21 protein-coding genes and 1 tRNA gene are annotated in these 17066 nt (G+C 72.9%); 18 read left to right on the forward strand and 4 right to left on the reverse strand.

Annotated features, from left to right (window positions below; genetic code table 11):
- The first annotated feature begins 224 nt into the window (after window positions 1-224).
- From KIT14_13970 to KIT14_14010, 9 genes are all read left to right on the forward strand, one after another.
- Window positions 225-692 carry a hypothetical protein gene (locus KIT14_13970; protein MCW5891639.1) on the forward strand — a complete coding sequence of 156 codons (468 nt, stop codon included), beginning with the start codon at window positions 225-227 and terminating at the stop codon, window positions 690-692.
- A 260-nt stretch (window positions 693-952) separates the two neighbouring features.
- Window positions 953-1345, forward strand: a complete 393-nt coding sequence (locus KIT14_13975; protein ID MCW5891640.1) for a hypothetical protein — start codon at window positions 953-955, stop codon at window positions 1343-1345.
- A 291-nt stretch (window positions 1346-1636) separates the two neighbouring features.
- Window positions 1637-3130 carry a hypothetical protein gene (locus tag KIT14_13980; protein ID MCW5891641.1) on the forward strand — a complete coding sequence of 498 codons (1494 nt, stop codon included), beginning with the start codon at window positions 1637-1639 and terminating at the stop codon, window positions 3128-3130.
- Between the two features lie 41 nt (window positions 3131-3171).
- Window positions 3172-3594 carry an HNH endonuclease gene (locus KIT14_13985; GenBank protein MCW5891642.1) on the forward strand — a complete coding sequence of 141 codons (423 nt, stop codon included), beginning with the start codon at window positions 3172-3174 and terminating at the stop codon, window positions 3592-3594.
- Window positions 3591-3839, forward strand: a complete 249-nt coding sequence (locus KIT14_13990) for a hypothetical protein (protein MCW5891643.1) — start codon at window positions 3591-3593, stop codon at window positions 3837-3839. Before KIT14_13985 ends, KIT14_13990 begins: the two co-directional genes overlap by 4 nt.
- Entirely contained in the window at window positions 3824-4927 is a 1104-nt protein-coding gene (locus tag KIT14_13995; GenBank protein ID MCW5891644.1) for a hypothetical protein, read from the forward strand. Before KIT14_13990 ends, KIT14_13995 begins: the two co-directional genes overlap by 16 nt.
- Window positions 4927-5091 (forward strand): hypothetical protein, encoded by a 165-nt coding sequence (locus KIT14_14000; GenBank protein ID MCW5891645.1) that lies wholly within the window; start codon window positions 4927-4929, stop codon window positions 5089-5091. Before KIT14_13995 ends, KIT14_14000 begins: the two co-directional genes overlap by 1 nt.
- Window positions 5081-5248, forward strand: a complete 168-nt coding sequence (locus tag KIT14_14005) for a hypothetical protein (GenBank protein MCW5891646.1) — start codon at window positions 5081-5083, stop codon at window positions 5246-5248. The genes KIT14_14000 and KIT14_14005 overlap by 11 nt, the downstream gene beginning before the upstream one ends.
- Window positions 5249-5323: 75 nt before the next feature.
- On the forward strand, window positions 5324-5611 hold the full coding sequence (locus tag KIT14_14010) for a hypothetical protein (GenBank protein MCW5891647.1): 288 nt from the start codon (window positions 5324-5326) through the stop codon (window positions 5609-5611).
- Window positions 5612-5636: 25 nt separating this feature from the next.
- Here the strand turns inward: KIT14_14010 and KIT14_14015 are convergent, their stop codons facing one another.
- Window positions 5637-6194, reverse strand: a complete 558-nt coding sequence (locus KIT14_14015) for a hypothetical protein (protein MCW5891648.1) — start codon at window positions 6192-6194, stop codon at window positions 5637-5639.
- 68 nt (window positions 6195-6262) lie between these two features.
- On the opposite strand from KIT14_14015, the gene KIT14_14020 reads away from it, so the two are divergent.
- From KIT14_14020 to KIT14_14050, 7 genes are all read left to right on the forward strand, one after another.
- Window positions 6263-6502, forward strand: coding sequence for an AlpA family phage regulatory protein (locus tag KIT14_14020; protein MCW5891649.1), 240 nt, complete (start codon window positions 6263-6265; stop codon window positions 6500-6502).
- Window positions 6499-6798 carry a hypothetical protein gene (locus KIT14_14025; protein ID MCW5891650.1) on the forward strand — a complete coding sequence of 100 codons (300 nt, stop codon included), beginning with the start codon at window positions 6499-6501 and terminating at the stop codon, window positions 6796-6798. The genes KIT14_14020 and KIT14_14025 overlap by 4 nt, the downstream gene beginning before the upstream one ends.
- A 43-nt stretch (window positions 6799-6841) precedes the next feature.
- Window positions 6842-8506, forward strand: coding sequence for a hypothetical protein (locus tag KIT14_14030; protein MCW5891651.1), 1665 nt, complete (start codon window positions 6842-6844; stop codon window positions 8504-8506).
- Window positions 8503-8850, forward strand: coding sequence for a hypothetical protein (locus KIT14_14035; protein ID MCW5891652.1), 348 nt, complete (start codon window positions 8503-8505; stop codon window positions 8848-8850). The genes KIT14_14030 and KIT14_14035 overlap by 4 nt, the downstream gene beginning before the upstream one ends.
- Window positions 8851-8871: 21 nt before the next feature.
- Window positions 8872-9045 carry a CopG family transcriptional regulator gene (locus KIT14_14040; protein ID MCW5891653.1) on the forward strand — a complete coding sequence of 58 codons (174 nt, stop codon included), beginning with the start codon at window positions 8872-8874 and terminating at the stop codon, window positions 9043-9045.
- Window positions 9042-10199 (forward strand): tyrosine-type recombinase/integrase, encoded by a 1158-nt coding sequence (locus KIT14_14045; GenBank protein ID MCW5891654.1) that lies wholly within the window; start codon window positions 9042-9044, stop codon window positions 10197-10199. Before KIT14_14040 ends, KIT14_14045 begins: the two co-directional genes overlap by 4 nt.
- Window positions 10200-10285: 86 nt before the next feature.
- Window positions 10286-10358: transfer RNA gene (locus KIT14_14050), tRNA-Lys, on the forward strand.
- A 44-nt stretch (window positions 10359-10402) separates the two neighbouring features.
- Here the strand turns inward: KIT14_14050 and KIT14_14055 are convergent.
- Together KIT14_14055 and KIT14_14060 are read right to left on the reverse strand one after the other, a co-directional pair.
- Window positions 10403-10894: a helix-turn-helix transcriptional regulator gene (locus KIT14_14055; GenBank protein ID MCW5891655.1), complete on the reverse strand. Its 492-nt coding sequence runs from the start codon at window positions 10892-10894 to the stop codon at window positions 10403-10405.
- Window positions 10891-11910 carry a hypothetical protein gene (locus tag KIT14_14060; GenBank protein ID MCW5891656.1) on the reverse strand — a complete coding sequence of 340 codons (1020 nt, stop codon included), beginning with the start codon at window positions 11908-11910 and terminating at the stop codon, window positions 10891-10893. Before KIT14_14060 ends, KIT14_14055 begins: the two co-directional genes overlap by 4 nt.
- A 131-nt stretch (window positions 11911-12041) precedes the next feature.
- Between KIT14_14060 and KIT14_14065 the strand changes: the two genes are divergently transcribed.
- Entirely contained in the window at window positions 12042-15533 is a 3492-nt protein-coding gene (locus KIT14_14065) for a right-handed parallel beta-helix repeat-containing protein (GenBank protein ID MCW5891657.1), read from the forward strand.
- A gap of 13 nt (window positions 15534-15546) precedes the next feature.
- On the opposite strand, the gene KIT14_14070 is transcribed toward KIT14_14065, so the two are convergent.
- Window positions 15547-15813, reverse strand: a complete 267-nt coding sequence (locus tag KIT14_14070; GenBank protein ID MCW5891658.1) for a hypothetical protein — start codon at window positions 15811-15813, stop codon at window positions 15547-15549.
- A gap of 90 nt (window positions 15814-15903) precedes the next feature.
- Between KIT14_14070 and KIT14_14075 the strand changes: the two genes are divergently transcribed.
- Window positions 15904-17061, forward strand: a complete 1158-nt coding sequence (locus tag KIT14_14075; GenBank protein MCW5891659.1) for a hypothetical protein — start codon at window positions 15904-15906, stop codon at window positions 17059-17061.
- Window positions 17062-17066: the final 5 nt, after the last annotated feature.

Consider the following 17066-nt stretch of genomic DNA (forward strand, 5'->3'; position numbering starts at 1 on the left):
GCGCGTCATCGCACGCCCGAGCCGTTAGCTCAGTCGGTAGAGCAGCTGCCTTTTAAGATTCGACGAAGGGGCGACGGGGTGCCACACGATGTCGCCGACGGACTCGAATCGAGCAGCGATCCGACGACTTGCGGGGCTCTCGCGGCGCGCGCCGACAACGCTCGGACACCCCGCGTGGCAAGGCGTCGCTCCACAGCGCCTCCACATCGGACGGCGGTAAGATCGTGGCCGAGTGTCAGAGCATCCCGGCGCTGGAGGCGGCGTTCATCGGCGCAGCCGGCGGCCTCGTCGTCGCGCTGCTCAACGCGCTCCTCACGCAACGGCGCGAGCACCGACAGTGGCTCCGCGACCAGCGCGTCGAAGTGTACGCGCAGCTCCACCGTGTCGGCCGCGAGCTGGAGGACGCCGGGAACCAGCTCCATGGCGTCGTCACGGGACCGCACGGCGCCTACGACTGGGCCGTCGGTCCGGCCACTGACCGACTACGGACGTCCACCCATGACCTGTTGCAGATGTACGAGCGGCTGGAGCTGGTCGGCTCGCAGAGACTGGTCGACGTGGCGTCTCCGCTGTGGGAGCTGGCGTTCCACCTCAAGGACGACCTGACGCACGGCCCGTTCGATCGCACCGCCTTCGCGGACAGGTGGAATTCGCCAGACGAGGGGGGCGAGAGTCTGGCGTCCCCTGCGTAAGCTCCGAGGGCGGCTCAAGGCGTGGGCGCGCGCGTCTACCCTGGCGCCGCGGAACCGTTGCCTAATTCGCAGCGGGGCTCGGAAAACCGACGCTCCGACGCCACGTTGCCGGGCGCTGTGGAGCCGTTGCGGAGCGCGTGCCACCCACTCACACTGCGCCCGTGGCAGACGAGAGCAACGCGATACCTTCCGGTGCAGCGTCGAAGGGCGGTGCATCGAAGCGCCGTCGCGGCCGGCCGACGCAGCATGGACTCAAAGCCATGCGCCGCGCGCTCGCCGTGCTCGGCACCGATCGGCTCGACGGCCGCAGCGCCATCGCGCAGGCGGCTCGCCGCTTCAAGCTCGACCTCGTGCGCGACCTCGGAGGCGACCCGTCGGCGCAGCAGCTCGCGATCATCGAGGTTGCGGCGCGCACCATGCTGCTGCTCTCGTCGGTGGACGACTGGATCATGCGCCAGCCGTCGCTGGTGAACGCGCGCAAGAAAGCGCTGCTGCCGGCCGTGCGCGAGCGCCAGCAGCTCGCCGACTCACTGGCCCGGATGCTCGGCCAGCTCGGCCTGGCGCGAAAGGCGGCGCCCGTCGAGAGCCTGGACGCCTACCTTGCCCGCCGCGCTGCGGAGACGGCCGCGCAGAATGCGCAGAACCCCGGGTAAGGTCGTCCAGGTCGTCCACCTCGTCCAGAACGTCCGCCCCGCGGGCCTTATTCGCGGACGAGGTCTGGACGAGAGGTCGTCCGAGGTCGTCCGAGGTCGTCCAGGGAGCGGCCGTCCTGCGCGCGTAGCCGGCTCGTGCGCCTCGCGCCGTCGAGACGTGCACCGTCGGAGAGGCCGCATCGACACGGGCCGTCTCTGGCGCCGCATCACATGACCGGTCATCCCGTCACGGGGATCTAGCTCCACGGGAAGCAACGTGACGAGCGCCGGCCATCCGCGCACGATCGCGCCATGCAGCTTCTCGCCGCGCTCGACGATCCCAAGCTGTTTGCGCCGTTCTTCCCGAGCCCGGCGTGGGATCGGTGGCGGACGTTCTTGCGCGTGCTCACCGGACAGCCGTTGTCGGGCGACGAGCTGGCGGTGTTCACGCAGGCGACCGGGCGCACCACGGCGCCGACGGTGCCGGCGGCGGAAGCGTGGGTCGTGTGCGGCCGGCGTGCCGGCAAGTCGCGGGTCGCGAGCGTCGTCGCCGCCTACACGGCCGCGCTCGCCGATCTGTCCAAGCTCGCGCCCGGCGAAACCGGCGTCGTGCTCTGCTGCGCCGTCGACAAGGCGCAGGCCGGCGTCATCCTCGGCTACATCCGGGCGCTCTTCTCGGACGTGCCGTTGCTGCGGTCGCTGGTGAGCAACGAGACGGCCGAGAGCATCGAGCTGCGGCGCCGGGTGCGGATCGAGGTGAAGAGCAGCAACTATCGGGCCGTCCGTGGCGTGACGCTGCTCGCCGCGGTGCTGGACGAGTGCGCGTTTCTCCGCGACGAGGCGAGCGCGCTGCCCGACGTCGAGCTGTACCGGGCGCTGAAGCCCGCGTTGGCCACGACCGGCGGGCTCATGCTCGGGCTCTCGTCGCCGTGGGCGCGTCGCGGGTTGCTCTGGACGAAGTACCGGAAGCACTGGGCGCAGGACGGGTCGGTGCTGGTGTGGCAGGCGCCGTCGACCACGATGCACCCCGGGCTCGATGCGGAGCTGATCGCCGAAGCGCGGGAAGACGACCCGGAGGCGGCGGCGGCCGAATGGGATGCCTGTTTCAGAGCCGACCTCGAAAGCTACTGCTCGGCCGACGTGCTCGACGCCTGCACGGCCAACGGCGTGACGGAGCGCCCGCCGATCGACGGCGTGGCCTACGTGGGCTTTCTCGATGCCGCGGCGGGCAGCGGGCGCGATAGTTTCACGGCCTGCGTGGCGCATGCCGAGCTGCGCGGCAGCGGACCGCCCTTCGTGCTGGTCGACGCCGTGCGCGAGTGGCGACCGCCCTTCGATCCGCTGGCCGTGGCCGAAGAGGCGGCCACCTTCCTGCGCGGGTACCGGATCGAGGTGGCGCAGAGCGATGGCTACGCCGGTGCATGGGTCTCCGAGGCCATCGCCCGGCACGGCGTGCACGTCCTGCAAGACGCGGAGCCGCGCTCGTCGCTGTACCTCGCGGCGTTGCCGTTGCTCACGGGCAGACAGTGCGAGCTGTTGGACCTGCCGCGAATGCGCACACAGTTCGCGCAGCTCGAACGGCGCCGCCGCGCCGGAGGCCGGGACGTCGTCGACCATCCGCCGGGCGGGCACGACGACCTGTGCAACGCGGTCGCGGGTGCCATGGTCCGCGCCGTCGCCTTCGCCGACGAGGGTCGGGCGCTCCCCGAGCTGGTCCGCCACCACGGCACCGACGACGCGACCGAGACGATGCGCGAGCACCTGGCGACGTTGCCGAGCTGGGTGGCACACGGCGACCCGCCCTGAGGCGTGACCACCTTTGCCCATCCACGTAACCACGACGGTGGATGGACACCGCCTGCACCGTCGTCGCTCCCGCTGCGATCGAGCCGCGCGCCCTCGTGCCGGACGGGAGTGGGCCGCGCCGCCATCGCCGTGCCGTTTCGGAGCCGGCGCTGGTCGTGGCGCTCGTGCCGGACGTGGAGCGCCGCCGGGCGCTCGCCGCGCGCTTCTGGCGCTACGTGCGGCGCGGCGACCTGCGGGCGTGCTGGCCGTGGGTGGCATCGACGAACCTGCACGGGACGGCGCGCTTCAAGATCGACGGCTCGCGCGAGGTGCCGGCGCCGCGCGTGGCGTGGCTGCTCGTCCACGGTGGCGTCCCGCTCGGCTGCATCGTGAAGCACCTGTGCGCCGATGCGACGTGCTGCAATCCGTCGCACCTGACGCTCGACCCTCCGGTGCGCCCGGCGCGGCTCCGGGAGCTGCCGTGACGCTCTCGCCCTGCGGCGCGTGGATCGCGACCGCATGGCGCCGGCTCGGCGAGCTGGCCGAGGCCGTCGCCGTCCCGCCGAGCTTCCGGCCCGACGTCGCGCTCATGGCGAGCGAGGAGCTGCGGCGCCGCCTCTACGTCGCCGAGCACACGGCCGCGGGCCGCTTCTGGTGGCGCGAGCTGGAGCGCGCGTGCGTCGACCTCTCCGAAGGCACCTGGGACCGCCCCGCGTGGGGGCTCTCGTGATCGATCTCCGCATCGCCAGCGGCACGCCGGAGGAGCTGGCCGCGATCGTCGATCGCTTCGAGCGGTTGCGCGGCGTGATTCAACCGCCGTTGACCGTGCCGGGCGCGATCATCGACCAGCCCGACGGCCAGCCTGCTCTGGGCTGGGTGTCCGCGCTGCGCCGCCTGGGCGACACGCTCGTGGCGACAATCACCGGGGCGCCGCGCCTGGTCGCGGACGTGCTCCGCGCCGGCGCCTACGAGGCCGTTCGCGCCGGGTTCTATCCGCACTGGGAAGAGACGACCGCGGAGACGAACGTGCAGAGCGGCGTGCGCGGCAAGGTGCTCGCGGGCGTGACGCTCGTGGGCGCCGCGCTGCCGACCGCCGCGACGCTCGACGACCTCGCCCGCATCCTGGCCGCCCGCGAGCTGCGCACCGTGCCGCTCGGCGGGCTCACCTTCACCGACTACCGTCCGAAGGAGGACGACATGCCCTTGCGTTTCGATGCCGAGGCCGCGCAGCGCGCGCTCGACGGCTACGCCGAGCAGATCATGGATAAGCACCACTGGCCCCGCAGCTCCTCCGCCTGTTGGCGCCGCGCCTTCGCGGTCGCGCTGCACGAGCATCCGGAGCTGGACGTGCGGCTGGCCGAGGAGGTGCAGCTTCGCGAGGCCGTGCGCGTCATCTGCCGCGAGAACGGCCTGAACGCGAGCGATCCGAAGGACCGGGCGCAGGCGCTCGGGATGCTGAACGAGCTGGCCGAGTACGAAGCCCTGATGCCGGCGTCGCTGCTCGCCGAGAAGCGTGCCCGCCGGAAGCGGCGTGAGGGGCCGCCGGGTACGGTGCAGACGCGCTACAGCGAGCGGGCGCCGGTCGTGCCGCCCGAGGTGCGCGACCTCGTGCAGCGCTTCGCCGACGAGCTCGGCGTCACGTGGGACGACCGCGCCGGGCGCGAGTGCATCGTGCGGTGCATCGAGCGCCAGTACCCCGAGCGCGCCACGGCGCTGCCGCCGGAGCTGCGTCGTCCGGATCCGCGTGGGTACAGCGTCGGGCTCGCCCCTCGCCTGCCGGGCGGCGGCGCGACCGGCGTGCCGCGGATGATGGGCTGATGCCGCGCGATCCGCACCTGCGCGCCGCGCTCGACACGTTGACCGGCGCGACCTGCACCTTGCCGCGCCCGGCCCGCCAGACGCTCGCGGAGGAGCTGCGGCAGGCACGCATCGCGCTCGCGAAGTTCGACGAAACGACGGAGGACACGACCCATGCGGTATGACCAGAACGCGGTGGACGCCCACGGCAAGCTGACCGAGGCGCTGCGGTTCCTCGACGCCGCCTGTACCCACACGGACGCCGACGAGGCGGTGCGCGCCGCGCGGACGAAGGCGCAGGAGGCCGCGGCGCTCCTCGCGACGAACGGCTACTGCGGGTGACGCCGTGTCCGTGATCTTCGCGCCGATCGCGGCCGGGCAGAGCGTCAGTTCGGCGTACGCGATCGAAGAGTTCGCGTGACGGGCGAGGCGGCGGCGTTCAGCGCGGAAGCCGTGCTGCCGGTGCAGCTCGTGGCGGGCCGCGCCGATAGCCCCGAACGGGCGCTCGCCCGGGCGGTGCTCGGCCAGGCGGTCGAAGATGCGGCCCGGGGCGATCGGGCGGCGCTCCGGTGGATCCACTCGGAGAGCCGCGCGTGGCCGTTCGCGTTCCTGAATCTGTGCGATGGGCTCGCCGTCGAGGCGCAGGCGCTCCGACGGCGGGTCGGACGGGCGACGCGGGCGCGGCGCTCGCGCCTGCGGGCGTGACGGCGGGGCGGCAGCGCTCGTACCACTAGAACGGCAGCGCGTCCTCGTCGGCGTCGCCGCCGATGTCCCACTCGACGACGTGCAGGGGCGGCGCTTCGCGAGCCGTGCGCCAGTCGCCCCCCGGCGCGCGGGTCGGGGCCGGCGGGTCAGGCTCGCCCGGCGCGACGAAGACGACGGTGGCGCGGCGAGGATGGGACGGACCGCCGCGCTTCGCCTGCATCGCGGCCGTCTTGCGCTCGCGGCGGGCACGGCGCCCGCAGTCCGCCGAGCACGACTCGGGCGGGCGCCCACGGCCGCCGGTGCGGGGCTGAAGGAAGATCGCTCCGCAGGCGGGACACTCGCGCAGCCGGCGGCGCAGGCTCTCGTCGCGCGCGAGGAGCTGCACGGTGCTCCACTCGGCGGACGCGCGTTCGCCAGCGATCTCGGCCAGCTCGGCGGCGTCGTGCGGATCGTTCGGGACGAGCGTCACGGCGGCGTCGGAAAGGAGGCTTGCGAGCGCCCAGCGCAGGCGCCGGCGCGTGGTCGCGGCCGTGAGGAGCGCCGTCACGGCGGCGTCGGAATTATCGACCACCATTTTTCTCATTTTGTGACCACCACTTTCCGGGTCGGCGCTCTCGACCTCCGGCACCCATCCACACACCATCTCGTCGCATGGCAACCGACGAGAGCAACAGCAGCACGGTGCTCCGCATCCGTGACGTCTGCAACCGGCTCGGGATCTGCCGCCAGACGCTCCAGCGCTGGCGCGATAACGGCAGCTTCCCTGCGCCCATCATCCTGGGGCCGCGCACCGTTGGCTGGACGGTCGCTGCCCTCGACGAGTGGATTCGCAACCGTCCGCACGGCAACGCGGCCGTGACGCCGCCGATGAAGCGGGAGCCGACGCCGTGACCACGTACCGGGTGCCGCTCGCGACCGACAGCGCGGAGGACGCCGAGCGCGAGGAGCACGCCGACCTCGACCGGATGGGGCTCGACGACCTCGAACACGAGCTGTGTCGCGTCGTCGTCGCGCTCGCTGCCATCGACCGCCGCGACCCCGCCCGTCCCTGGCTTCTGGAGCGGCTGCGCCGCGTGCGGGCGGCCATCCGGGAGCTGAACACCGAGATTGCGACGGCCCGGCGTGCAAGGCCGGGCGTCGCTCGAAGGACTGACCGCTATGACCGCCTCCGCTCTACCGGCTCCTGAGCCCGTCGACAACGTGATGCACGCGCCGCCGCGCAGTGACCTCGTGGCGCTCGTCGATGACTGGCAGCTCTGGCACACGCCGGCTGGCGTGCCATTCGCGAGCATCCCCGTGGGCGACCACTGGGAGCATCATCCGCTGCTGTCGCGGGCGGCGCGCTCGGCGTTGGCGCGCACGGCCTACGAAGCGACGGGCCGCCCCCCTCGGAGCGCCGCGCGTGCAGAAGCGCTCGACGTGCTCGCCGGAACCGCGCTGTTCGCGGGGCCGACGCATGACGTGCACGTGCGCGTCGCGGCGCATGGGAGCGCGGTCTACCTCGACCTCGGCGACCCCGACTGGCGGGCCGTGGAGGTGACGGCGGACGGCTGGCGCGTCGTGAGCGACCCGCCGGTGCGTTTCCGCCGCCCGCGGGCGCTGGCGGCGCTGCCGGTGCCGGTGGCGGGCACGGTCGATGCGCTCCGTGCCGTCCTGCCCGTCGCCAGCGACGACGACTGGCACGTGCTCGTCGCGTGGCTGCTCGCGAGCCTCAGGCCGCGCGGCCCGTACCCGCTGCTCGCGCTCCACGGCGAGGCCGGCTCCGGCAAGAGCACCGCGGCGAGGGTGCTGCGCGCCGTGCTCGACCCCTCGACGGTGCCGCTGCGCTCGGCGCCGCACGATGATCGCGACCTCGTCATCGCGGCCCAGCATTCGTGGGTGCTCGCGGTCGACAACGTCTCGACCGTGCCGCCGTGGCTCTCGGACGCGCTGTGCCGCATCGCGACCGGCGGGGGCTATGGCGCGCGCGAACTCTATTCGGACGCCGAAGAGGTTGTGCTGGAGGCGCAGCGCCCGGTGTTGCTCACGGGCATCGAGGAGCTGGCGACCCGCGGCGACCTCGCCGACCGCACGTTGTCGGTTGTGCTGCCGCCGATCGCCGATGCGGAGCGCCGCACCGAAGCGGAAGTGTGGGCGGCCGTCGATGCGATGCGCCCCGGTGTGCTCGGCGCGCTCCTCGACGGCGTGGCGTGCGGGCTGCGCACGGAGGCGGCCGTCCAGCTCGCGCACCTGCCGCGGATGGCGGACGCGGGCCGCTGGGTCTACGCGGCGGCGCCGGCCGTCGGGTTGGATCCCGCCTGGGTGCTCGCGATCTGGGAGCGCCAGCGCGAGGAGGCCGCGACGACGACCCTGGAGGCGTCTGCCGTCGGTGCCGCCGTGCGAACGCTCATGGACGACGTGCCGATGTGGCGAGGTTCGATGGCGGCGCTTCTCGCGGCGCTCGCGGCCGGCCAGCCGGAGGCCGTCACGCGGGATCGCACGCGTTGGCCGCAGTCGACGCAGGCTCTCTCGGGTGCGTTGCGGCGCCTCGGGTCGGCCCTGCGCGCGGTCGGGATCATCGTGGCGACGGGGCGCGAGGCGAAGGCCAGCCGCGCGCGGTGGGTGTCGCTGTGCCGGGAAGGTCGTCCACCTCGTCCACCTCGTCCGGATCTGAGCGCCGACGGGGCGGATCCTGGACGACCTCGGACGACCTTGGACGACCTCACCTCGTCCACCTCGTCCACGAATGAGGCCCGCCGGCCGGAGGTTTTGGACGACCTGGACGACATGGACGACGTCGCCCGGGGTTCTACACACTGCCGGCACTGCCACGAGCCGACGCTGAATACCGGCGACGCCGGCCCGGAGTGCGCGCCCGGTCACGGGTGCGCCGGGGATGTGGAGGCGCCGCGATGACGCCCGAGCTGGCCGAGCTGCTGCGCCTCATCACGAACCCGGCGACCGTCCGCACCGTGCCGCCGGAGCGCATCGCGTCTTTGCGGGCGGCGGCGCGTGAGATGCACGCGGCGCTCGGCCGCGTAGAGGGGCAGCTCGATGCCCGATGGGAGCCCGCGAAGCCGGCCCCGGACGTCCTGCTCGACATGGAGGCGGTCGCCGCGCTCACGGGCTACTCGCCGAGCTGGCTCCGCAAGCGCGGGCACCAGCTCGCCGGCTTTCACCAGCCGCGCGGCCGGGGCGGGAAGGTCGGTTGGTGGCGGGCGCCCCTGCGGGCGGCGCTTGGACTTGCTAGCGATACATGATCGGGGATAGACGAGACGCGTATGCCGAAGCCGAGAAAGCCCGGGGCGCCGCTGGTGCGCACCACGTTGGAGCTGCCGCCTGCACTGTGGCGGGCGGCGAAGATCCGCGCCATGGACGAGCGGCGCGACCTGCGCGCCGTCATCATCGACGCCCTCCGGGCCTACCTCGCGACACCCAAAGGAGGCAGCGCATGAAGACGCAACGGACCTTGGAACCGGGGATATTCCAACGCGTCGATCCTCGCACCGGGAAGTGGCTCCCGAAGCTCTGGATCCACTATCCGAAGGCGACCGGCGGCACGCAGGACGAGCCGACCGGCACGACCAGCCGCGTGCAGGCGCGCAAGCTGCGCGCGCAGCGCATGGCGGAGCAGTCGAGGGGCGAACCGGGCCGCGCCGCCGAGAAGGTGCGCGTCGGCGAGCTGCTCGCCGCGCTGCTCACCAACTACGAGGTGAACGACCGCGGCTCGCTGCGCACGCTCCGGTCGCATCTCAAGGTGCTCCTGCCGACGTTCGGCCACCTGCGCGCGATCGACTGCACGACGGACACCATCGAGCGCGCGCAGCTCCGATGGCAGCAAGCCGGCACGTCCAACGCGACGATCAACCGCCGCGCGAACATGCTGCGGCGGGCCTTCAACCTTGGCCGGCGGGCGCGGCGCGTGCACGTCGTGCCCTACGTGCCGCGGCTCGACGAGCACAGCACGCCGGGCCGCTACATCCCGGCGGCGGACGCCGCGGCGCTGCGGGCCGCACTGCCGCCCTACCTGCGCGAGTTTTTCATGTTCGCCTACGACCACGGCACGCGCCGCGGGCAGCTCTCCCGCACGCAGCGCCGCTTCGTCGACCTGGCGCGGGGCGTGATCGCGTGGCCGGCGGCCGAGTGCAAGGCGCGCGAGGCGCACACGGTCCCGTTGGAGGGCGACGGCCTGGCGATCGTGGAGCGGCTGATGGAGCGCCCGCCGCTCTGGTGCCCGTACCTGTTCCACGGCCCGAAGTGCCGCCCGGGGCAGGCGCCCTCGAAGGAATACGGCTGCATCGGCGACTTCAAGAAGGCGTGGGCGTCGGCCTGCGAGCGCGCGGGCCTCCCGGCCGGCCGGAAGGCGGGGGGTTTCACGTTCCACGGAACGCGGCACAGCGCGGCGACGAACCTCCGGGCCGGCGGCATGGACGAGGCCGACGCCATGCAGATCACCGGGCACCAGACGGCGCACGTCTTCCGGCACTACAACATCGGCGACGTGGAGACGCTGCGCGCGCGCCTCGCGGCCGCTCGCACCGGGCAGCGCGGCACCGTGACGCCGCTGCGGGCGCGCGGCGGCAACGCGCGGCAGCCCGTTTCAACCTGACACCCGGCCCGTTTCTCCACAGCAACTCCACAGCGCTGGCTTGCCACGCGGGCCCCGAGCGGATAACTGCGCGCAAACACACGCGAGAGCCGTTAGCTCAGTCGGTAGAGCAGCTGCCTTTTAAGCAGCGGGTCGCTGGTTCGATCCCAGCACGGCTCATCGGCGCGATTCGACGTGCAGCGGGCGACGGGCGCAGCCGGGGTTCAGCCCGTGGCGTCGTCGTGGTCGGGGCGCGGTGAGGGGGCAGGGCTGTCGCGCAGCGCCGTCGCCGTCGCGCGGACGATCGACAGCAGCTGGTCGCGGAGACGATCGGGGACGGAGCGGTAGAGCTTCAGCAGCTCTTCGGAGCGCGGGTCGGCGGCCGGTGTGTAGGAGGCGAAGTCCCCACTGTCGGAGGCCAGGCCGGCGGTCAGCTCGACGACGCGGCGGGCTTCCGGGGAGAGGTGCGCGGGATCGAGTCGCGACAAGCCGGCACGAAGCGCTTCGTTCACCTTCAGCACGACCAGTAGCGGCGTGGCGAGACCACGGCCGTTCTCCAGGCGGCTGATCGCGCCCTGGCTGACGCCCGCGAGCCGCGCGAGCTGTTCCTGCGAGAGGCCGAGGAACTCGCGTAGCCGTTGTACCTGCCGGCCGAGACCGCGCATCCAGCGCGCCCAATCGAGCGGGCGGCGCTCCCGATCCGGCGGGGTGGTCACGCCGAGCGCCGCTCCGGTGGCGCCGCCGGGAAGCGGACGTACTCGTCGATGAGCATGAGCGCGAGGTCGGTGTCCGTGGGGCGCTCGTCGCCGAGCCGGCCGCGGGCGCGGAGGTCGGCCCTCAGGCGATCGAGGATGGTGTCGAGGGTGAGGTCGTCGGTGTGCTCGCGCCAGGCGGTACGCTCGGCCTCGTCGGCGAAGCAGTACGCCTTCCAGGACACCGAGAAGCGCAGATCGTTCCAGCGGTAGCGGGCCACGACGGTGTCGCCGTCGCGCACGCTCCAGCGATCGTCCCCGTCGTGGACGAGGAGCATGCCCGTATGGAGGTCGGGGAGGGGGACCACCTCCTCGACGAGGTCGACGCCGTGGAAGACGGAGTCGGTATCGAGGAGGATGGCCGTGTTCGGCCGCGCCGGCAGGATATCGACGGCGCCTCCGGCGCCGTCCGGATAGAACGCGAAGCCGCCGCCCCCGCACGCACTGAACCAGGATACGCCCGTAACGATCGGCATGCGCCACGACGCGAACAGCCCGGAGTGGTGCATCACCACCATGAGCCACTGCGGGAAGCGCAGCCGATTCGCGCCGCGGAACTCGGGGACGTCGGTATGGACCGCGAGCTCCTGGCCGGGCAGCAGCACGTTGGCGTAGACGATCGCGGGCTCGATCACGGGGCGGTCGTGGATCTCGCGAGCACGCGCGACGAAGCCTTCGTGGTGCAGAAACGGCTCGATCCCCGGAATCAGCACGCGGTCGCCGTAGGCGTAGGACTCGCGGAAGTAGTGGGTGCGCGAGGCGAGCCGCGCCAGCGGCTCGTCGCGGCGCCCACGGCCGCCCGTGCACAGGAAGTTCAGCACCGCGTCGTGACGCTGGGCGAGGCCGTCGCCGATCTCGATCTCGGCCTTCTCCTGCGAGTAGAGGCCGTAGCGTCCGAAGCGGGCCGCGAGCGTGCTCATGCCGGCTGCGTCCACGTCCGAGAGCAGGGGATCGAACAGCGCGAAGCGGTGCCGGGCCACGTGCGGGGTATAGGCGGGGTCCCGGCGGAAGGCCAGAGGGCGCGTCCCCTGCCGCAGGCGCCCTCGCAGCCGCGCATGCGCCTGCTTCGGCACACAAGCGCGGGCTCGTGTGCTACGGTTGGCGTCTGCACATGCCGCGCCGGTCCCGTCTCTCCCTCCTCCTGCTGGCGCTCCTCGTCCTGGGATCGCGCGGGCCGCTTCGGGCAGCCACCTGTCCGGGGACGGCGACCGTGTCGCTCGCCATAGACAACCAGAGCAGCGACCAGAGCGTCTCGCTCGAGCTCGAGGGCGAGCTGCTGGACGCCGCGGCCACCTGCGACGGTGCTGGCGCCACGACCTACACCCGTGTCGTCGAATGCAGCGGGCGCGGCGAAACGCGCTGCGGGCAGATCGACGGGCTGCGCCCGGGCGCGTGGGTGCATCGGCTGCGCGTGCACGTGAGCGAGTCGGCGTCGCCGCAGGTGCAGAGCCGGCGTACGGTCGTCCTCACCGGCGGCATCGGGGTGTCGAACCTCGTCGCCTGGACGATCTACCCGCGGAGCTTCCTCGTCACCGAAGTGCAGTTCGACGGGATGGGCGCGGGCGGCGACGTCCTCAGTCAGATCGCGGCGGCCGCCAGCTTCACCAGCGGCGGGCTCGACCGGCGTGCGTTCGTCGGCTTCGATCCCGACGTCTTCCCCGGTGCGCACGCGCCGAAGGTGGTGAACGTCTGGTTCGTGCCCGGGGGCGGCGGCACGGGGAATCAGTGTCTCACCTCGGGCCCGCTCTGTCCGGACGGGCGTGCCAGCGCGTTCTGCTTCACCGGCTCACGCGTCGTCGTCGACGGGCTGGATCGACTCGGGCGTCGGGGGGCAGTGGTACTGCGCACCGGCACGTGCCGGCGCTCGCTGATGCGTGTCTACGGCAGCGACAACGTCCTGCGCGGGCTCGAGCTGCTCGGCAGCGAGTACGTCGGCTCGACGATCCCCCTCGACACCATCGCCTTCACGGGCGAGGGCGCCCAGGGCAACCTCCTCGACCAGACGCTCGTCGTGGGTCCGACGCGCGGGGACGGCATAAGCGTCGAGGCGGAGGCGGGGCAGTCCGCCGCGAACGTCGTCCTCGCCACCGAGGTCCGCGGCGCCGAGGACAAGGGCATCAAGGTCACGACGCTCGCACGGGCGCAGGTGCGCGACAGCTGCGTGCACGACAACCAGAGCGGCGGCATCCAGGTCGTCGACGGCGCCAGCGTCACCGCCGTGCGCAACGTCGTGCAGCGCAACTTCAAGACCACCTCGGGCAGCGGCTTCGCGGAGCACGGGCTGCTGGTCGGGGTTCCGGAGCGTCTCGGCCAGCGTAGCTTCCTCACCACCGACGGCAACGTCGTGCGCTTCCAAGGCGCGCGCGGCATCTCCGTCGTCAACAGCGCCACGGCCACGCTGCGCCACGACGTCGTCACCGAGAACCGTGCCGCGGGCGCTCGCATCGAGACGACGCTCGCGGGGGTGCAGTCGCAGGCGAGCCTGCGCGGCCTGACGCTCGCCTGCAACCACCTCGGGAACTGCATGGCCGAGCCGGGACGCCCCTGCACGGCCAACGCCGACTGCGTCCTCACGTGCACGCTGCCGGTGGCCGAGCTCGGATTCGGAGCGGTGTTGTCGTCCTGCAGCGGCGAGGGGTGTCTCCTGCCCGGCGTCGACCTGGGCGCCGGCGGCGCCGATCCGGGGCGCAACGCCTTCGCCTACAATCCCAATCCGAACGGCCAGGCGCCCGGCGGCATCAACCTGAACCTGCTCCTCCCGTCGAGCGTCTTCCCGCTGCTCGCGCGCGGCAATCAGTGGGAGCACTGCGACGTCACCGCCAGCACCTGCCCGCCGGAGCCCATCCTCGCGCTCGACGTGCGGCCGCTGGCGCCGCCCGCGCCCGTCGACCTCGGCACCCCGACCGGCCACCGCAACGGGCCGGCGCCGCAGATCGCGCGCGTCTCGAACCCGCGTCCCCGCAAGGGCGACGTGGTGCACGTCTACAACGGCAGCCTGCAGGGCACGGGCGGACCGTTCAACGCCATCGACGGCACGCTCAACATGAGCGATCCGGCGAAGCCGCGGCGGTGCTCCTTCGGCGACCTCGCCAACATCGCGGACCCGTCGGCCGGCATGCCGGACGATCCGTGCTCGCTCGACAGCGAGGGGGTCGCCCTCGCGAACGCCGGGCCCCGCGGCAATGGCGTCCGCATCGAGATGGGCGGCCTGTCGTACGTTCCGGCCGTCCAGGCCGTGACGCCGACGATGCTCGTCTTCCGTATGCCCGTCGACTGCCTCGCGCCGGCGACCCTGACCGTGGCGCGCGGCAACGCCGCGAGTGTGCCGGTGCCCTTCTGCGACCCCGGCGGCTGCGCGGGACGCCCGGCCGGCAGCCTGTGCGACGACGGCAACGCCTGCACGGGCGACGACCGCTGTAACGCCGCCGGGGCCTGCGTGCCGGGCGCGCCGGTGCGCTGCACCGGCACCTGTCGCACCGGCGTCTGCGACCCGACCTACGGATGCGCGATCGCGGAGGCGGGAACGCCCTGCCAGGACGGTGACGCGTGCACGGTGGGCGACGCCTGCAGCGGCGTCGACACCACGTGTCTCTCGGGCAGCCCCCGCAACTGCGCCGGGCCGTGCTCCACCGGCGCCTGCAATCCCGGAACCGGCTGCGATCCTCTCCCGGCGACGGTGGTCTGCAACGACGGCAGCGTCTGTACGCAGGGCGACCATTGCAGCGGCGTCGACGAGACCTGCGTCGGCACCACGAGCCTCGATTGCAGCGGCCAGTGCTTCCTCCCCGGTTGCGATGCGCAGGACGGCTGCATTCCGGCAGGGTCCGATACGCCGTGCGACGACGGCGATGCCTGCACCATCGACGAGCGCTGCACGGGCGTCGACGGCACGTGCGCCGGCGGCACGCCGATCACCTGCGCGGGACAGTGTCGAACGGGCGCGTGCGATCCGGCGTCCGGCTGCACGCCGTCGCCCGTGGGCACGCCCTGCGACGACGGCGACGCCTGCACGGCCGCGGACGCGTGTACCGCGGACGGCAGCTGCGCCGCGTCGCCGCGCGACTGCGACGACGGCGACGCCTGCACGGCCGATAGCTGCGACAGCAGCATCGGGTGCGTCCACATCCCGCTCGTCGAAGGCAGCGCCTGCGCCGCACCGGACCGCTGTCAGGCGCCGGGGACGTGTCGGAGCGGCGTCTGCGAGCCCGGCCCGAGCCTCGCCTGCGACGACGGCGACGCCTGCACCGAAGACGGCTGCAACTCGGACGTCGGCTGCGTCAACACGCCCCGCAGAGGCATCGAGAGCGTGAGCTGCCGCCTTACGGGGATGCAGAACCTGCTCGACGGGGTCGTCGGAGAGCCGGGTCCGCGCCAGAAGCGCCTGCGCAAGCGGCTGGCCCGCGCGGCCCGCGCGCTCGGCCGGGCGGCGACCGCCACCGCGCCTGGCAAGCAGCGCCGCGAGCTCAAGAAGGCGAAGGCGGCCCTCAAGCAGGTGACGGTCGCGCTGCACGGCACGCGGCGCGAGCTGCCGTCGTTCGTTCAGCGCGCGCTCGAGGAGCTGGCCGCCGCCGCGCGCGCGGCCCTCGGCGATCTGCGGCGCTGAGCTGCCCCCGAGATCAGGACGAGCACTCGTCCTTCGAGGGCGGCGTGCGCTCGCAGGCCATCGTCTGGGTGACGCCGGAGGCGAGGAACGCGCAGGTGTTGTTGATCGCCGATTGACGCGCCTCGCCCGCGGAGGCGCCGTCGACGGCCCGGCATGCCTGCCGGCCCTCGAACACGATACAGATCTCGCAGCGTACGCTGCCGACGTGCAGGCTCGACCAGACGACGAGGCCGACCACGAGGGAGAGCGCGATCGCCGTCACCCACGACGTCCACTTCATGGGCGCAGTGCCTACGCGAGGGCCCCCGCCGGTACAACCGCGGCGACGTGGTCGCCGGACGGGACGACGCGTGCTAGCAGACGGACGCGGATGGCCCCGTCGGTCTTCGTCGCGTCGGGATTCACCGCGCAATACCCGGAGGGGGGCGGCAGCCTGTGGGTGCCGCTCCAGTACGTGCGCGGGCTGCGCGATCTCGGCGTCGACGCGTGGTGGCTGGAGGTCCTCTGGCCGCACGGCGACGAGGCGCGCGACCGCGCCTACGTGGCGACGTTCCTGCGCACGATGACCGCCCTCGGGCTCGGCGATCGCACGGTCCTGCTCTATGCCCCGCGCGGCTCGCGCGACGACGTCCCCGACGTGATGGAGCACTACGGGCTCACGCCCGAGGCGTTGCGGGCGCGGGCGCGCGACGGCCTGCTCCTGAACCTCGCCCACAGCGTGCCGAAGCCCCTCCGCGGCGACTTCGCCCGCACCGTGCTCTTCGACATCGACCCGGGCGCGTTTCAGCTCTGGGCGCGCGAGTGGGACATGGGCGTCGGCAGCCACGACGTCCACCTGACGATCGGCCAGAACCTCGGCGGCGCGGACTCTCCCGTACCGCTCGGCGATGTGACCTGGCACCGCACGTGGCCCGCGGTGCATCTGCCGAGCTGGCCGGCGCAGCCGCCGCCCGCGCCCGACGCCGCGTACACGACGGTGACGCAGTGGTGGAGCGGGCACTACGCCTTCCTCGACGGCGACGCCTACGACTGCAACAAACGCAGCGGCTTCGTGCCGCTGCTGCCGCTCGCGCGCCGCGTATCGGTGCCGCTCGAGCTGGCTGCGAACCTGCATGCGGACGAGCGCGAGGACCGTGCGCTGATCGCGGCCGCGGGGTGGCGTCTCGTCGATCCCGCGGAGGTGGCCGGCACGCCCGAGACGTTCCGCCGCTACGTGCAGGCGTCGCGCGGCGAGCTCAGCGCGGCGAAGCCGGCATACGTGAAGGCGCGCCCCGGATGGATCAGCGATCGTACGGTCTGCTACCTCGCGAGCGGCCGTCCCGCCGTGGTCGAGGAGACCGGAGTGTCCGCGCACCTGCCGGCGTCGTCCGGGCTGCGCTTCTTCCGCGGCGCCGACGAGGCGGCCGAGGCGATCCGCGCCATCGAGGCCGATCCCGTCGCGGCCGGCCGTGCGGCGCGGCGGCTGGCCGAGGAGGTGTTCGCCACGCGGGCCGTCCTGCCGCGCCTGCTGCGACTCGTCGGCGCTTGACAGCC

It is taken from the genome of bacterium (assembly GCA_026129405.1).
GTDB lineage: Bacteria > Desulfobacterota > Binatia > DP-6 > DP-6 > JAHCID01.

Excerpts from the sequence above, each read along its gene's own strand:
- KIT14_14035 (MCW5891652.1), top strand. The coding sequence starts at position 8,503 with ATGACGCCCGAGCTGGCCGAGCTGCTGCGCCTCATCACGAACCCGGCG.
- KIT14_14005 (MCW5891646.1), top strand. The coding sequence starts at position 5,081 with ATGCGGTATGACCAGAACGCGGTGGACGCCCACGGCAAGCTGACCGAG.
- KIT14_13985 (MCW5891642.1), top strand. The coding sequence starts at position 3,172 with ATGGACACCGCCTGCACCGTCGTCGCTCCCGCTGCGATCGAGCCGCGC.
- KIT14_14020 (MCW5891649.1), top strand. The coding sequence starts at position 6,263 with ATGGCAACCGACGAGAGCAACAGCAGCACGGTGCTCCGCATCCGTGAC.
- KIT14_14045 (MCW5891654.1), top strand. The coding sequence starts at position 9,042 with ATGAAGACGCAACGGACCTTGGAACCGGGGATATTCCAACGCGTCGAT.
- KIT14_14040 (MCW5891653.1), top strand. The coding sequence starts at position 8,872 with ATGCCGAAGCCGAGAAAGCCCGGGGCGCCGCTGGTGCGCACCACGTTG.
- KIT14_13980 (MCW5891641.1), top strand. The coding sequence starts at position 1,637 with ATGCAGCTTCTCGCCGCGCTCGACGATCCCAAGCTGTTTGCGCCGTTC.
- KIT14_14075 (MCW5891659.1), top strand. The coding sequence starts at position 15,904 with ATGGCCCCGTCGGTCTTCGTCGCGTCGGGATTCACCGCGCAATACCCG.
- KIT14_14015 (MCW5891648.1), bottom strand. The coding sequence starts at position 6,194 with ATGAGAAAAATGGTGGTCGATAATTCCGACGCCGCCGTGACGGCGCTC.
- KIT14_13975 (MCW5891640.1), top strand. The coding sequence starts at position 953 with ATGCGCCGCGCGCTCGCCGTGCTCGGCACCGATCGGCTCGACGGCCGC.
- KIT14_14000 (MCW5891645.1), top strand. The coding sequence starts at position 4,927 with ATGCCGCGCGATCCGCACCTGCGCGCCGCGCTCGACACGTTGACCGGC.
- KIT14_14065 (MCW5891657.1), top strand. The coding sequence starts at position 12,042 with ATGCCGCGCCGGTCCCGTCTCTCCCTCCTCCTGCTGGCGCTCCTCGTC.
- KIT14_14070 (MCW5891658.1), bottom strand. The coding sequence starts at position 15,813 with ATGAAGTGGACGTCGTGGGTGACGGCGATCGCGCTCTCCCTCGTGGTC.